Origin of the sequence: Motiliproteus sediminis (genome assembly GCF_017912535.1) — a bacterium.
GTDB lineage: Bacteria > Pseudomonadota > Gammaproteobacteria > Pseudomonadales > Balneatricaceae > Motiliproteus > Motiliproteus sediminis.
On sequence record NZ_JAERQK010000008.1, the window covers coordinates 134,099 to 148,877 of the forward strand.

The 14,779-nt window shown below is 61.2% G+C and carries 11 protein-coding genes; 1 reads left to right on the top strand and 10 read right to left on the bottom strand.

Annotation, left to right across the window (positions count from 1 at the left end):
• The 9 genes from JJQ76_RS13960 to JJQ76_RS14000 form a co-directional block, all read right to left on the bottom strand.
• Complete coding sequence (locus JJQ76_RS13960; protein ID WP_210397490.1) at nucleotides 1–1,014, bottom strand: peptidase U32 family protein; 1,014 nt, start codon at nucleotides 1,012–1,014, stop codon at nucleotides 1–3.
• Between the two features lie 26 nt (nucleotides 1,015–1,040).
• Nucleotides 1,041–1,997 (bottom strand): ABC transporter substrate-binding protein, encoded by a 957-nt coding sequence (locus JJQ76_RS13965; protein ID WP_210397491.1) that lies wholly within the window; start codon nucleotides 1,995–1,997, stop codon nucleotides 1,041–1,043.
• Nucleotides 1,990–3,018, bottom strand: coding sequence for a peptidase U32 family protein (locus JJQ76_RS13970; protein ID WP_210397493.1), 1,029 nt, complete (start codon nucleotides 3,016–3,018; stop codon nucleotides 1,990–1,992). Before JJQ76_RS13970 ends, JJQ76_RS13965 begins: the two co-directional genes overlap by 8 nt.
• 2 nt (nucleotides 3,019–3,020) lie before the next feature.
• Nucleotides 3,021–3,995, bottom strand: coding sequence for a peptidase U32 family protein (locus tag JJQ76_RS13975; protein ID WP_210397494.1), 975 nt, complete (start codon nucleotides 3,993–3,995; stop codon nucleotides 3,021–3,023).
• 52 nt (nucleotides 3,996–4,047) lie between these two features.
• Nucleotides 4,048–5,040, bottom strand: a complete 993-nt coding sequence (locus JJQ76_RS13980) for a peptidase U32 family protein (RefSeq protein ID WP_210397495.1) — start codon at nucleotides 5,038–5,040, stop codon at nucleotides 4,048–4,050.
• The gene (gene hisC / locus JJQ76_RS13985) at nucleotides 5,034–6,134 is read right to left on the bottom strand and encodes a histidinol-phosphate transaminase (protein WP_210397496.1); all 1,101 of its coding nucleotides are present in this window, start codon (nucleotides 6,132–6,134) and stop codon (nucleotides 5,034–5,036) included. The genes JJQ76_RS13980 and hisC overlap by 7 nt, the downstream gene beginning before the upstream one ends.
• On the bottom strand, nucleotides 6,127–6,939 hold the full coding sequence (locus JJQ76_RS13990; protein WP_210397497.1) for a fumarylacetoacetate hydrolase family protein: 813 nt from the start codon (nucleotides 6,937–6,939) through the stop codon (nucleotides 6,127–6,129). Before JJQ76_RS13990 ends, hisC begins: the two co-directional genes overlap by 8 nt.
• Entirely contained in the window at nucleotides 6,936–7,367 is a 432-nt protein-coding gene (locus JJQ76_RS13995; RefSeq protein ID WP_210397498.1) for a dual specificity protein phosphatase family protein, read from the bottom strand. The genes JJQ76_RS13990 and JJQ76_RS13995 overlap by 4 nt, the downstream gene beginning before the upstream one ends.
• 213 nt (nucleotides 7,368–7,580) lie before the next feature.
• A complete protein-coding gene (locus JJQ76_RS14000; RefSeq protein ID WP_210397499.1) occupies nucleotides 7,581–9,818 on the bottom strand; it encodes a sensor domain-containing diguanylate cyclase in 2,238 nt (745 codons plus the stop codon).
• 336 nt (nucleotides 9,819–10,154) lie between these two features.
• Between JJQ76_RS14000 and JJQ76_RS14005 the strand changes: the two genes are divergently transcribed.
• Nucleotides 10,155–11,723, top strand: coding sequence for a methyl-accepting chemotaxis protein (locus JJQ76_RS14005; RefSeq protein WP_210397500.1), 1,569 nt, complete (start codon nucleotides 10,155–10,157; stop codon nucleotides 11,721–11,723).
• 10 nt (nucleotides 11,724–11,733) lie between these two features.
• Here the strand turns inward: JJQ76_RS14005 and JJQ76_RS14010 are convergent, their stop codons facing one another.
• On the bottom strand, nucleotides 11,734–14,712 hold the full coding sequence (locus JJQ76_RS14010) for an EAL domain-containing protein (protein ID WP_210397501.1): 2,979 nt from the start codon (nucleotides 14,710–14,712) through the stop codon (nucleotides 11,734–11,736).
• Nucleotides 14,713–14,779 lie beyond the last annotated feature (67 nt).

Sequence of the window (14,779 nt, forward strand, 5' to 3'; positions counted from 1 at the left end):
TTATCCCGCCAGCGCCAGACGGACCTGCTTGCTGTCCCGTTTGCGTTTTTCGCCCTCCCAGCGCCCCTTAAGCGCCTGCCACTCCGCTTCAAAGCCACTCAAGTCGTGATTACCACGCTGAATCTGGTCCACCACCCGGCGATAAAACGCGGTGATCGCCACCACCAGCTCCACCGAACGTTCGCGACCGGGGATCTTCAGCCGCGATACGCCCAGTTCGAGATAGCGCGGCAACTCCCACAGCAGCAGCTCGGGGCTGGCCTTGAGGTTCTGGCGCTCGGCGAACAGTTCGCCGCCAAGGTTTTCCGCGCCCTGCATCATCTGCCAGTCGCTGCGGCAGATGCGGTGACAGCTGCCGCCGCGGCTGGCGCTGCCGATAAAGTGGTCCTTGTCGCTGGCGTCGTTCTTGTGGGCGATGTGAAAAAAGCTGCTGGCGTAGCAGCGGCCGGGGCAGATCCAGCTGCGCTCCGGGGTCTGGAACAGGAAGGCTTCCAGCTGCACGCCGGCTTGGTCACGAATCTGTTCGATCTCGGTCTGGCCCCAGCGGTAGGGGATGACCACGATGTCGGCACCCAGCTCGCGGTAGAGGTGAATATCCTCACGGTTGAACAGGCCGGCGGTGACGCTGACGTGGATCTCCAGCTCTGGAAAACGGGCGCGCACTTCGCGCATGCAGCCGGGATCGCACAGCATCACCCCTTGCGCGCCAAGTTTGGCGAACTGTTCGATCTTGTTGAGGAACAGCCCCATCTCGCGCGGACTCGGCATGACGTTGATGGCGACGCGGATATCCTTGTCATGGTGGACGCCGTAGTCGATCACTTCGGCCATTTCGGCGTCGTTGAGCTCGTCGGTCTTGGGGCGGCGGCTCCAGCCCAACGGGCCGACGAAGACCGAGTCGGCGCCGTGCTCCAGCGCCGCCAGCGCCATCTCCCGGGTGCCGCCGGGCGCCATTAGCTTGACCGGCGGTTGGTTGGTTGTCTGTTGCCCTTGTTGTTGTAGTGATACAGGCATCGTTTGGTCCTCGTCAGGGCTCTTGATCAGGGCATAGCCGGGGCTTGCAGGAAGTCCCAGGCGAAGGCCTTGTTGAACTCGGTTTGGGTACAGCTGCCGGCGTTTGCTGGCGCTACAATCTGGGTCAGCGACCACAAGCCGCTGATCTGATCCGGCTGCCAGGGTTGGCCGATGCGGTTGTTCCAGATGCGCCGCAGTTGCGCCAGCAGTTCGGGGTTGTCGATGGCGAGCAGCTCGGCACCGATACGTTGCCAGGCGTCGCCGCGCTGCAACTGTTGCCGCGCGTCGTTGAGGGCGGCGATAAAGGCGCGGATCAGGGCCGGTTGTTCTCTGATCAGCGCGTCGCGGAACAGGAAAAAGGTAGTGGGGGTGGGATCGAGACCGAGCGCCGGCAGCAGCAGGGGGATATCTACCAGCAGCCGATAGCCCTGCTGCTGCAGGGCCGGTAGCTGATGCCAGTACACTACCGCCGCGTCGAGCAGGCCGTTGCGCAGCCAGTCAGCCAGGGTGGTCTTGGAGCCGGCTTCCAGCACCCGGCAGCGATCATCAAGATCGAGATCGTGCAGCTGGCGACCGTAGGCGCACAGCAGCTGCCAGTTCTTGTCACGCCGGTTGACGATGCCGATCCTGGCGCCCATCAGGTCATCCAGATCACCGATGGCGCTGGCGGGCGGCACCACCAGCCCGCCCAGCACGCGGCCGTAGGGGTAGACGGCCGAGATCGCGGCGCCTTCGGCGCGGCAACGCAGCAGGGTCAGCCAGTCGCAATCGATAAAGTCCACCTCACCTGCCAGCAGTGCCGCTTCGGTGGCATGGCGCCCCTGCTGCCACTGGTCGTCACCGTAGTTCACCCGCAGTTCAAAACCGTGGCGGCGGTCGAACCCCTGCTGCTGGATGCAATCCATCAGCCAGTAGGGGCTGCCGCTGCGTTCAAAGGCGGCAGTCAGGGTGCCCAGCGGTGCGGTTTGGCAACGTTCAGCCATGGGCACGGGTCCCGGCATGCAGGGCCGGCTGTTCGCCGTAGCCTTTGGCGCGCGCCATCAGGGTGCCGACCCGACGTGACTTGGCCTTGACCCAGCGTTGCTGCAGCGTGGCCAGCTCGGTTTCGTAATGGCGCATATCGGTCTGGCTGCCATCGAGGATGCCGTCCATCACCTTGCGGTAGAAGGTGACCAGATCGCGGATCATCTCGGTGGGGCGTTCGCGGCCTGACAGTTTGAAGAACTGCACCCCGCGTTCGATAAAGGCCGGCAACTGGTGCAGCATCAGCCGGGCGTCGCTTCTCAGTTTCAGTTGCTGGTGCGGCTCATCCCGCTCAGTGCCGTGGCCCCAGTGGGTCTGGCATACGCGATAACACTCCTTGGCACCGCGGTTGGCGCTGCCGTGGAAGCTGTGGTTGCCCTCGCCCTCGTTCCAGTCGCGGAACTTGAGGTAGGAGCTCATGATGCAACGGCCGGGGCAGATGATGCCGGTCTGGACCGTTTCAAACAGAAACACCTCGATGCCGATGTTGCTGGTGGCCTTCAACTGGTCGATCTCGGTTTCGCCCCAGCGGTAGGGGATGATCAGCAGATCGGCGCCAAGGTGCTGGTAGAAGCGGCCGTCCCAGGCGTTGGTGATGCCGCTGCCAATGCTGACGTGGATCTGGGTGTCGGGCAGGATCTCGCGGATCAACGGCATGGTGCCGATGTCGGTGACGATAAAACCGGACGCTCCCCAGCCGCCAAAGAGACGCACCTTATCGAGCCAGGCGTCCATCTCCAGCGGACTGGGGAAGGTGTTCAGCACGATCCGCGGTTCGCAGCCGCGGGCGTTGGCGTAGTCGATGGCGCGGTGGATGTCGTCGTCGTTCATCTCTGACTCGGAGGGGCGACGGCTCCAGCCGAGCGGCCCCATGTAGAGCGCATCGGCGCCGGCATCGACGGCGGCCATCGCCATCTCCAGCGAACCGGCGGGCGCCAGCAGGCAGGCAGGGCGGTTGGGATCAAGCGCGGAGGCGTTCATGTTCAGGCTCCCAGGCGCTGTTCGCGGCCGACGTAGGTCTGGCCGGCGCCTTCGAAGTAGTAGCCGTTGCACAGCCCCTCTTTGGCCAGCTGGCTCAGGGTTTCCACCCCGCTCGGGCCCGGCAGCGCATCGGTGGCCAGCGCCCGCTCGATGGCGGCGCGGTAGAGGCGACCGGTTTCGGCTACGTACTCCGGCGTTTCGCCATGGCTCTGCACGTAGAAGCAGCAGAGACCTTGCTGCAGCAGTTCCGGCATATGCTCGATCATGCACAGGTCCTTGCCGGAGAGGGTCATGCGACCGGTATCTTTCAGCACCCAGCCGCCATTGCTGCGGTTGAGCCAGTAGTCTTGGTTGCAGGGGAAGTCGCACACCAGCTTGCCGCGCGGATTGACCTTTTGGGTGGCGCACTGGGAGTTCTCAACGATAAAACAGGTTTCCGAGATCACCAGCGGGATCTTGCCGTGGACCGGGAACAGCACCTCCACCGGGGTGTTATCGCGGATGTAGACGATCTCCTTGAGGCTGAGCTCGGGATTGGGGTAGACCCGCTCCACGCCGTAATCCTTCAGCACCCGCGCGGTGGCGTCGGTGTAGAGGTTGCCGAACACGCCGAGGTGGATCGGGGTGCTGTTGCCGCGCTCTTTCAGCATCCGCAGTACGCCGAGGTTGTGGACCTCCAGCGCATTGAAGGGTAGCGCCAGCGCGGCGTCCAGCATCGCCTGCACCTCCGGCAGATCTTCGTTGCCGGGGGTGGCGTAGATCCGCAGGTACGCCTTTTTGCCGGCGTTATGGATCTCGGCCACGGCGTCGGCCAGCAGCTCCGGGTGGGAGCTGAAATTGTTGGGGTAATCCATGCAGGAGAAGTCGCCCAGATAGATGGCGTCAAAGGCGCTGATATCGCACTGGCGCAGCTGCTTGGGGTTGGCGACATTGGTTGACAGTTCAATGCTTGATAAATCGATCTTATTGTTATTCATGATGTTCCTCCGCGGGGGTCGCCCGCCGTCCGACGAATAAAGAGAATGGGTATCAGTAGCCGATTGCGTCGGCCACCAGAGCACGATTCGACGCCGCCAGCGCCGAGCTGATCAGGCCGTCGTCGCGGTTGTTGCGTTCTGCCTTCCAGCGTTCGCGCAGCGCCTGCAGCTCACGTTCCAGCGGCATCAATTTGGGCGCGTCGCTGCCGAGGATCTCGTCCACCGCGCGCCGGTAGACGTTGGTGATGTCGCACACCAGTTCCACCGAGCGGTCCCGCCCCGGCACCTTGAGACAGCCGACGCCGGCTTTGAGGTAAGCGGGCAGTTCGGTCAGCCACAGGGACGGATTGCTCTTGATGGTGATCTCCTGCTGGTGGCGCTGAGCCTCGGTCTCTAAGTCCCACTCGGTCTGGCACACCCGCAGACAGTCGCCGCCCCGACTGGCGCTGCCGAAGAACAGGTCCTTGCCCTCCTCGTCGAGGGTGCGCTCAAAGCTGAAGTAGCTGCTCATCATGCACTTGCCGGGGCAGATCTTGCCGCCGGAAGGGGTCTTGAACAGGAACACCTCGATACCGGTGTTGGGGTTTTCCCGTTTGATCGCCTCGATCTCCGCCACGCTCAGGCGGTAGGGCAGCACCACGTAGGTGGCACCCAGTTCGGTGAGGAAGTGAACATCGGCGTAGTTGACGATGCCGCATCCGACGCTGGTGTGCACTTCGGCGGTCGGGATCTGGTCGCGTACCAGCTGCATGCAGCCGATATCGGAGATCATGAAGCCGGTGGCGCCCCACTCGTGGTACATCTTGACCCGCTCCATAAACATCGGGATTTCGGTGGAGCTGGGCAGGGTGTTGACCACGATGCGCACGTTCTTGTCACGGGCGCGGGCGTAATCGATCACCTCATGAATCTGGTCGTCCGGCAGCTCTTCGGCATTGCCGCGGCGGCTCCAGCCCTTGACCCCCACGTAGGTGGAATCGGCGCCGGCGTCGAGTACCCGCATCGCCATCTCTTTGGTGCCCCCGGGGGCCATCATCATCACCATGGACGTTGCTCCTGTTTGTCGTTGTTGTTCTCGGTGCCATCGTCACAGGGAAGGCGCCGGAGCAGGTTGGAAAGCGCTTCAATAAAGGCGCGGTTGTCGTGCATCAGCCCGGTACTGACTCGCAGGCAGTGGGGCAGGCCGAAGCGGCCCATCGGCTTGAGCAGCAGCCCGCGCCGGGCCAGCTGATCGACCAGCTGTTCGCTATCGATCGCGTGAGGGGAGAGATCGACCAGCAGAAAGTTGGCCTGACTGGGCCAGACCCTGAGCCCCAGCGCTTCAAGCGCTGAGGTCAGGTAAGTAATGCTGCGCTGGTTGAGGTCACGGGTGCGCCGCAGGTGATCCTGATCCTGCAGTGCGGCACAGGCTGCCGCCTGCGCCAGCGCGTTGGTGTTATAGAACTGGCAGCAGGCGTTGAGGCGGGCGATCAACTCTGGCTGGCCGACGCCATAGCCGATGCGCAGCCCCGCCAGCCCCCAGGCTTTGGAGAGCGAGCGTAATACCAGTAGCGGCGCGCCGCAGCGGATCCGTTGCAGCGCGTCCGGGTAGTCGGTGGCGGTAACGTATTCGACGTAGGCCTCGTCGATCACCACCAGCACCCCGTCCGGCACCCGCGCCAGAAAGGCGTCCAGCGCTGGTGCGTCGATATAGCTCCCGGTGGGGTTGTTGGGGTTGCCGAGCAGAATCAGACGGGTGCGCGGCGTAATGGCCGCTTCAATAGCGTCCAGATCGATCGGGCCGGGGGCGTTGCTTACGGTGACGGCGTTGGCGCCGGCACGGACCACCACCTTCTGGTAGGGCATGAACGAGGGCACCGGTATGATCGCTTCGTCACTCGGTTGCAGCAATACGCGCGCGGCGATATCCAGCAGTTCCGAGGCGCCATTGCCCAGCAGCAGTTGGTTGCTTTCAAGGTCGAGTTGCTGCGACAACAGAGCACGCAGCCGGGTGCCTTCACGGCTGGGGTAGCGGTGCAGGCCGGTGATCTCGGCCTGAATCGCGGCAGCCACTTTCGGCGACGGGCCGAGCGGATTCTCGTTGGCCGAGAGATCGATCACCGCACGGGCGACCGGCAGATTTTGCAGCGCTTCAGCCATAACAGACCTCGGCCTGAAGGGTCAGCGTGGTATCGGCGACAGTCGTTGCGGCCGGCGTGGCCAAGCGGTTGCCCAAAGTGCCGACGCCGCTGATGCTGACCTCGACCCGATCGCCCGGTTGCCAGTCACCCATCCCCTGTGGGGTGCCGGTGAGAATCAGGTCGCCCGGCTCCAGTGGCATCACCTGGCTGATATAGGCGATCAGCTGCTGTACCGGAAACAGCAGATCGCTGCTGTGGGCGCGCTGGCGCAGCTCACCGTTGACGCGGGTTTCCAGCCACAGATCGGCCGGGTCCAGAGCGGTTTCAATCCAGGGGCCAAAGGGGGCGAATCCGGGAAAGCTCTTGGCGGTACCGTAGTTGTCTTCGGCCTCCTGAATGTCACGCGCGGTAACATCGTTGGCGCAGCAGTAGCCGAGAATGCTCTGTTCGGCCAGATAGGGGTCGATGTTCTGGGTGTGGCTGCCGATGACGACGCCGAGCTCGCCTTCAAAACCGATGCGGCCGCTTAAGGCGGGGTAGGGGATGTCGCAGTCGGGCCCGGTGGCCGCGCTGGCCGGCTTGAGAAACAGCAGCGGCTGCGACGGCAGGGTATGGCCGTCGTCCGCATGGGCGCGGTAGTTGATGCCGGCGCAGATGATCTTGCCCGGGCAGCAGGGTGCCAGCGGGGTGATCTGATTGAGGGCAAAGCTGAGGCCGGTGTAACGCAGCGGCCGTTCAAACAGGTTGTGGACCACCAGTACCCGGTCGTAAGCGACCACGCCCTGATAGCAGCTTTGCTGGTGCTGGAAGCGCATCAGTTTCATGCCGCACTCTCCTGGGCCAAGCGCACGGCGTGATAGTCACGCAGTGATGCCAGCAGCTCCGGGTGGGGCTCAGCCTGGGGGCGGGCTTGTTTAATCAGTGCAACCGCCTGCTCCAGCTCCATCTGCTGGTATTGGTGCAGGTAGCTGGCGATCAGGCTGGGGGAACGCGAGATCCCCATCTCGCAATGCACCAGCACCCGCCGGCCCAGCTGTTGCTGGGCATGGATGAACTCCATCGCGCGGCGGATAGTGGTGTCCGGGATTGGCTGGCGGTCGGCCATCTGCAGGTGCAGCTGGCACCAGATGCCCCGTGGACGGGCGGCGGGGGCAAGACTCAGGACGGCGCGGATATCATGCCGCTGCAACTGTTCGGCGTCGGCGGCGTCGAGGCGGCTGCCTACCGCCAGTGACGGAGTGACCAGATTCATGGAGGCTGCTCCCGGACCGGTAATGCGCCCGATCCTGATGATTATTGTTGTTAGCAGCCATGTTACGGAGTGGGTGCTGGAGCCCACATTCCACAGCGAGTCTAAAAAACTACTACTTTGGTGCTGGCACTTATGACCTACAAAAAGAGAGGGTATTGATGGATGTCATTTCGCAGCTCTGGAGGGCGCCGGACCGGTAGCTGCGAGCGTGGTTTACTTGGCCGTTGTCCGGTCAGGGAGCAGACTGCTGTCGGCGACCTCAAGGCGGTTTTTACCCTTCCGCTTGGCTCGGTACATAGCCTGGTCGGCCGCGGCCAGTAGTTGATCAACCGTATCGCCATGATGGGGGAATACTGAGACACCGATGCTGATACCGACCTGAACCGGCCCGGACCTGGTCATCACGGGCTCGCTGATCACCTCGATAATGGTTTCTGCCGAGCGCAATTCCTGCGCGCCGGCCGAGCTGAGTAACGCGATAAACTCGTCCCCCCCAACCCGCGCCAGAATGTCCGATTGCCGTAAGGTTTCTTGCAGCCGGTAAGACACCGAGCGCAGTAACTGGTCGCCGGCCGCGTGGCCGAGATTGTCGTTGACCTGTTTGAAGCCATCCAGATCCATGAAGTAGACCGACATTTCGATATTATCGCGCTTTGCCTGCAGCAGTGCTCGTTCGGCCAGCTCTATAAACAGGCGGCGGTTGGCCAGACCGGTCAGCGCATCATGGGTTGCCTGATGGCGCTGGTCTGACTCTGCTTGCCGGCGGCGTACCACCTCCTGCTGTAGCTGGTAAGTGGCCGTGTCGACGGCATTAACCAAGGCGTAGCGATGGTTGACTACGCGGTAACTGCCAATAACAACGAGGACGCTCAACAGCAGAATGCTGGGCCAGTACCACGACGAGAGAATAAATTGGGACTCGTGGGCATGGGGATGCTGTTTGGCCGCCAACTGCCAGGCACCGTTGCGGAGCGAGATCACCGCTTTCAGCGGATTATCCTCGAAAATGGCTGGCTGGCCGCTGAACACCGCTCCCTCGATGCCGCGGCCATCAAGACCGCGCAGAGCCACATCGAAGTGCTGGGCAAATTCGTTGAGCATGGTGCTGTTGAGCAGCGCGTCAACATCGATCAGCACTGTGGCCAGCCCCCAGAACCGGGTTGTCTCCTGCGAGTACCGGGTGAATATCGGCTGGCGGGCAATCAGCGCGCGTCCCCCCTGAATCAGGGTGACCGGCCCTTCGACGATCACCTGATCGGAATCGATGGCTTGCCTGACCGCCTCCCGGCGGCGACTGTCCTTGAGCAGGTTATGGCCGATTGCCTTAGCGTTGCGGTTTTCGTTGCTGACATAGGTGACTATCCCCTCGGGTGCCAGTTGCAGGCTGATAATGCCCGGCATACCCTGCGAAAGAGTGTCGGTGAAGGTGTGGAACTCGGCTTTGCTGAAATAGGGATTGGCCAGCACAAACGCCTTCAGGCTGTCGGTCAGGCGCAGCCGCGATTCCATGGCGATCTCCAGCGAGCTGGCTATATCCTGCAGATGGCGTGTATTGGTATAAGCTTCAGCTTGTTTCTGCATCCCGTGTTCGTGGTTACGAATCCCCGCGGCGATGGCGATGCCGCCGATGCAAAGTAACAGGGCGATTAAAGCGGCTCGCGGGTTGATTCGTTCCAGCGAACGCTGCTGGTCAACGTCGTTGTCGCAGATTAACCCGCGGTATAAAAAGAAGTAGGAGCTCAAGCGGAACAGATGGCCCAGTGCGTTGGCCGGTCCGTAAACCGAGGCATACTGGGTAAAACAGAGCTCGGCCAGGGCGGTGAAAAACAGCGCGTAGGTGAGTGATGATACTTGCACCGGCTTAAAGCGTGCCCGATAGCGGAACAGCCCGTAACCGGCCAGAGCGGTGAGGGCTATAACTACGAATTCAGCCGTGATCTTGAAATCAGTCAGACCCTGACCGGGGATAAAGGCATCCGGGAACAGTTGGGCCGGGTAGATCGCCAGCAGCCCCGCGGCGGTCGCCATCGTCAGTCCGATGGCATAGCGGGAAGCCAGCACGCCGCGGGTCTGGAAATTGAAAATCACGGCCAGCCCGGCCGCCTCAATCAGTCGTGCCAGAATCCATAGTTGCGTTGGCGGATTGGGACCCAGATCGCCGGCAAATAGCGACCCTTCATAGGTCACCGTATGGGCGAAGTCGATCAGGGCGATACAGCCGTAAAGTACGGCCAGTGAGAACAGGTAGTTGTGCTTGCTTCTGGCGCGAAGCTCCCAGCCGGCTAGAGCGATCAGTGCAGCCACGCTGATGGTGGCGAGTTCGACCAGGGTGTGAAAAGCGAGAAAATTGGCCAGTGACAGCCACCAAAGCAACCCCACCGCGACCGGCAATGCCAACCATCTGGCGGATTGTTCTATTCGGGAGGGGGCGTTTAGTTCGGTTCCGTCCATCGAGTACCTCTGCCGATCCATCCTGATCGGCCATCAGCCCTGTGTTGATGCTGATATAAAATTGTTGCGGCGCGGCAAGAGTATCATTTGACAACATCTGTCAAATTGCAATAGTCCACACCTGTTATGGTAGATTTTTTTTGCGGCTTTGCTGCGGACACTTATGGCCTGCAAAAAGTAAGCAAAATGCAATTTATCAATTCTAATGCAAAATCAGTTGATGACTGTTTGACCTTGGTTTTAATATGGTTAAAGTTTACTCGATGGTTTACAGGTCGTTAGGGCCTGTTGGAGCTGCTGCCGGTGGCTCGCTTTCAGCAGTCAAGGGCCTTTCCGATGAAAAAGAACTTTCCCGTCTCGCAAAAAGAAAAGACCTTTCCTCCCCACTACAGCATTCTTTCCACCACCGACCTCAAGGGCGCAGTCACCTACGCTAACGATACCTTTTCGGAGCTGGCGGAGTTCACCCTCGACGAGCTGATGGGTAAAAACCACAATATGGTGCGCCACCCCGATATGCCGCCGGCCGCCTACGAGGATCTGTGGACGACCCTCAAGACCGGCAATAGCTGGATGGGGATCGTGAAGAACCGCGCCAAGAGCGGCGATCATTACTGGGTTGATGCCTATGTGACTCCCATTCGCAACGGCGAAACGGTCGTGGAGTACCAGTCGGTGCGCTTTCAGCCCAAGCGCGAGCGGGTGGAGCGCGCGGAAAAGACCTATGCGCAGATCAACGCCGGCAAGATGCCGCGCGCCGTGACCCGCCCCGCTACCAGCCTGTTTCAACGCTTGTCACTGGGGGCTGCCGTCGCGCTACTGCCGGTGATCATTACGGCGGTAATGGCAGACAGCGCGCTGGTTATGGCGGCGGCGTTAGCATCCTTGATTGCGGTGGTGGCACTGAACTACGGGCTTACCCGGCCGCTTGACCGGCTGACGGAAAAGGCCCGCGGCAAGGTCTGCAATAAGCTGATGCAGTACATCTATACCGGCAAAACCGATGACATCAGCCAGATCGATCTGGCGATCAAGATGTATAAGTCGGAGCTGCGGGCGGTGGTCGGACGGGTCGAAGACACCTGTGAGCATGTGCGTCGTGACGCGGCGGCTTCCTCCTCGTGTGTCAATGAAACCCTGACCAGTGCCACCGAGCAGCAGAGCGAAACCGAACAGGTGGCCGCGGCGGTGGAGGAGATGTCCGCCACCAGTCACGAGATGGCAGATAACACCGCGGCGGTCTCCGAGGCGGCGCGGGTGGCGCGCAGTGTCAGTCAGGAGGGCAACACTGAAGTTGAACGTGCAAATATGTCGATCCGCGCCCTGGCGGAAGAGCTGGCGCAGACCACCGAGGAGATTACCCAGCTGTCTCAGCAGAGTGAGCAGATCGGTACGGTGCTGGATGTGATCAAGTCGATCGCCGAGCAGACCAACCTGTTGGCCTTGAATGCGGCGATTGAGGCGGCCCGGGCCGGCGAGCATGGGCGCGGCTTTGCGGTGGTGGCTGATGAGGTACGCTCGCTGGCGCAGCGGACCCAGGAATCCACCGGCGAGATCGAGTCGATGATTGACGGGTTGCGCGGTGGGGTGTCATCCAGTGTGGCCTGTATGGACAAAAGCCAGCGAAGTTCCGCTGCCGCATCCGCCCAGATGGCGCACGCCAGTGAGTTGCTGGTGCAGATTACCCAGCTGGTGGATCAGGTGACCGATCTGTCGATTCAGGTGGCCTCGGCGACCGAGGAGCAGAGCGCGGTGGCCGGAGAGATCGCCTCCAATCTGGGCCGTATCAATAAGCTCTCGGCGCGCACCAAGGATAATGCCCACGCAGCATTGCAGCATACCGAGCAGTTTTTGCACACCATTGACGACCAGCAGGGGCTGGTAGGGCAGTTTCGCACCCTGTGAACTGATCCGGTCAGATCTGGTAGTCGATTCCCGGTTGGAACGGCCCCGCGAGAGGCAGGCGGGGGAGTCCATCGGCATCGGGGTTTTGCAGCAGTCGTTCGAATTCATCAGCGGGCATCGGGCGGCCGTAATAGAATCCCTGCGCCTGGCGACAGCCCTGCAGTAACAGGAAGTCCGCCTGCTGGCGGGTTTCGACCCCCTCCGCGACGACGTCCAGATGCAGGCTGGCGGCGAGCGCCAGAATCGCCTGTACGATGGCGGCATCATTGGGATCGTCCGGAATATCGCTGACAAACGAGCGATCGATCTTGAGGGTGGTGACCGGCAGCTGTTTGAGATAAGCCAGCGACGAATAGCCGGTGCCGAAGTCATCAATCGCCAGCGATACGCCCATCTTGCGCAGTTGCTCCAATGCCTGCATCACTTCGTCCGACTGTTCCATGATCAGGCTTTCGATAATCTCCATCTCCAGGTGACGGGCATCAAGTCCGCTGCGCTGGAGAATGTCACTGATCTGCTCTACGAACAGCCCTTCGATCAACTGCTTGCGAGAGAAATTAACCGCCATGCTGTGCAACGGGTAACCGTTATTGAGCCAGGCCTGCATCTGATGGCAGGCCTGCTCCAGCACCCACAACCCCAGCGGCCGGATCAGCCCGGTTTCTTCCGCCAGCGGGATGAACTGGTCCGGCGGTAGCATCCCTTTTTGTGGATGGATCCAGCGCACCAGCGCTTCGGCACCGGTAATGCGGCCGTTCTCCACGGCGATCTGGGGTTGGTAATAAACGGTGAACTGTTGCTCCTGCAGCGCCTCTCGCAGCAGTTGTTCAAGTTCGGTACGTTGCTGCGCCTGGCGGGTAAATTCGGCCGAGTAGTACTGGTACTCGTTGCGCCCACGCTCCTTGGCTTTGTAGAGCGCAGTATCGGCGTTGCGCAGCAGGGTTGTGTCATCGCTGCCATCCTGTGGCGAGATGCTGATACCGATGCTGGTGGTGACATGGAACCACTGGCCTTCGATTTGAAACGGCTCACGGAACCGTTCCAGCAGTTTGCTGACGATGGTATCCACCGGTGTGTGGTCTACCAGCCCCTCCAGCAGCAGGGTGAATTCATCACCGCCCAGCCGCGCCACGGTATCCTGCTCGCGCACCGCACCGGAGAGACGCTCGGCGACCTGCAGTAACAGCTGGTCGCCGGCGGCATGGCCGAGGCTGTCGTTGACCTTTTTGAAGTGGTCAAGATCAAGGAACAGCAGGGCGACGGAGGTACCTTCACGTCGTGCACGTTGGAGTCCATGCTTCAGCCGGGCCATAAACAGCATGCGATTGGGCAGTTCGGTAAGGGGGTCGTGATGGGCCAGATATTCGAGCTGCTGTTCGGTCTCTTTCACTGCCGAGATATCGGAAAATACCGCAACATAGTTCAACAGTTCCTGGTTCTTGCCACGTACTTCAGTGATCGACAGCCATTCAGGAAAGACCTCGCCGTTCTTGCGCCGGTTCCAGACCTCTCCGCACCACTGGCCACCGTTATTCAGGTTGTCCCACATCTGCTGGTAAAAGGCCTGGTCATGTTTGCCGGACTTTAGCAGGTTTGTTTTTTTGCCGATCGCCTCCGCTTCGCTGTAGCCCGTCAGTTCGGTGAAGGCCGGATTCACTGCGATGATCCGCAGTTCGGCATCGGTGATGATGATCCCTTCCTGAGTGTTGTCGAACACCGTTGACGCCAGTCGTTGGCGCTCTTCATGGCGCATGCGTTCGGTGATATCGCGCCGCAGAATCAGGGTGCCGCCGTCCTGAGCTCGGTACTGATTAACCTCGATCCAGTGGTCGTTGAGGGTGGGAAACAGCAGCTGTTTATCGCAGCGCAGGTACTGCTGCCAACGATTCTGCAGCCAGGTATCCCAATGCTCTCTGGGGACGCGGACCATCCCTGTTTCCAGCAGGGCACGGTTGAGCTCTTGAATGTGGATGCCCGGTTTTAGCAGCGGCGCCACCGCAGGGACTGCCTGCCGATAGGCGGTGTTACACATCACCAGGCGGTGGTCGGAGTCGGTCAGCAGCAGACCATCGGTGATCGCTTCGAGGGCGTCGTCCAGGCGCTGCTTGAGCTGGTCCGCCTGACGTTGGCTGCGTACCTCGTCGGTGACGTCGCGTCCGGTACCGCGGTATCCGTCAAAGCGACCGTCGGTGGTGAATAGCGGCTTGCCGCTGATGCGGAAGATCCGTTGTTCTCCGTTGGGCAGGCAGGCGTCGTACTCAAAGTCACTGAAGGGCTCATGCCGCTCCAGCAGGCTCAGGTGTGCTTGCCACTGGGGAGAGAGGTCGCCGTCGCGAGTCAGGTCGAGGCGGGTTTTGCCGATCAGCTCTTTCGGTTCCAGGCCGAGATAGGTTTTCAGACGGGCGGAGAAGTAACTGAAACGCAGCGCTGCATCCATCTCCCACAGCCAGTGTGCGGAGGTCTCGGCAAATTGGCGAAAGCGAACTTCGTTGGCAGCCAGGCTCTGTTCCAGCAGTTTGCGTTCGTTGATCTCGGTACGGAGCTGATGCTGGATCGACAGGTGACCTACCTCATTTTTCAGCATCTCTTCGATACAGGCTTTGACGATGGAGGCAAACTGACGGGCATCGGCCAGGGCTGCTGCGACACCGACGCAGAGCACCCGCTGCTGGTTCATATCGATGCCGAGGTTGCAGCCTTCCAGCATGACCCCCGAGCGGCGCGACAGTTCGGCGTCGATCTCCAGCTCGTCGATCTCTCCCCGCAGGATGCGGGCGGCCCCCTCGTGCCGGATCCCGATACGTTCCGGGACCGACGAGGCGACGATCTCGCCGTCGCCCGCCATGATCGATATCTTGCAGCCGACCATGGCAGCGACCGAGTGACAGATCTGTTGCAGACGGTTCAGCTCAATCGGCAGCGCATGACGCTTAACCTTATGATTGGGTGCGCTTTTAACGAACTCTATGGGTGGGGTTGGCGGTGTCATCCGCATAGTATAGATGAGAGAGAACTGATGTTCTGCCGTTGTTGAAGCCGGCCGGGCGGTGATCGCC

Excerpts from the sequence above, each read along its gene's own strand:
- JJQ76_RS13980 (WP_210397495.1), bottom strand. The coding sequence starts at position 5,040 with ATGGTGATGATGATGGCCCCCGGGGGCACCAAAGAGATGGCGATGCGG.
- JJQ76_RS14000 (WP_210397499.1), bottom strand. The coding sequence starts at position 9,818 with ATGGACGGAACCGAACTAAACGCCCCCTCCCGAATAGAACAATCCGCC.
- JJQ76_RS14010 (WP_210397501.1), bottom strand. The coding sequence starts at position 14,712 with ATGACACCGCCAACCCCACCCATAGAGTTCGTTAAAAGCGCACCCAAT.
- JJQ76_RS13970 (WP_210397493.1), bottom strand. The coding sequence starts at position 3,018 with ATGAACGCCTCCGCGCTTGATCCCAACCGCCCTGCCTGCCTGCTGGCG.
- JJQ76_RS13960 (WP_210397490.1), bottom strand. The coding sequence starts at position 1,014 with ATGCCTGTATCACTACAACAACAAGGGCAACAGACAACCAACCAACCG.
- JJQ76_RS13995 (WP_210397498.1), bottom strand. The coding sequence starts at position 7,367 with ATGAATCTGGTCACTCCGTCACTGGCGGTAGGCAGCCGCCTCGACGCC.
- JJQ76_RS13990 (WP_210397497.1), bottom strand. The coding sequence starts at position 6,939 with ATGAAACTGATGCGCTTCCAGCACCAGCAAAGCTGCTATCAGGGCGTG.
- hisC (WP_210397496.1), bottom strand. The coding sequence starts at position 6,134 with ATGGCTGAAGCGCTGCAAAATCTGCCGGTCGCCCGTGCGGTGATCGAT.
- JJQ76_RS13975 (WP_210397494.1), bottom strand. The coding sequence starts at position 3,995 with ATGAATAACAATAAGATCGATTTATCAAGCATTGAACTGTCAACCAAT.
- JJQ76_RS14005 (WP_210397500.1), top strand. The coding sequence starts at position 10,155 with ATGAAAAAGAACTTTCCCGTCTCGCAAAAAGAAAAGACCTTTCCTCCC.
- JJQ76_RS13965 (WP_210397491.1), bottom strand. The coding sequence starts at position 1,997 with ATGGCTGAACGTTGCCAAACCGCACCGCTGGGCACCCTGACTGCCGCC.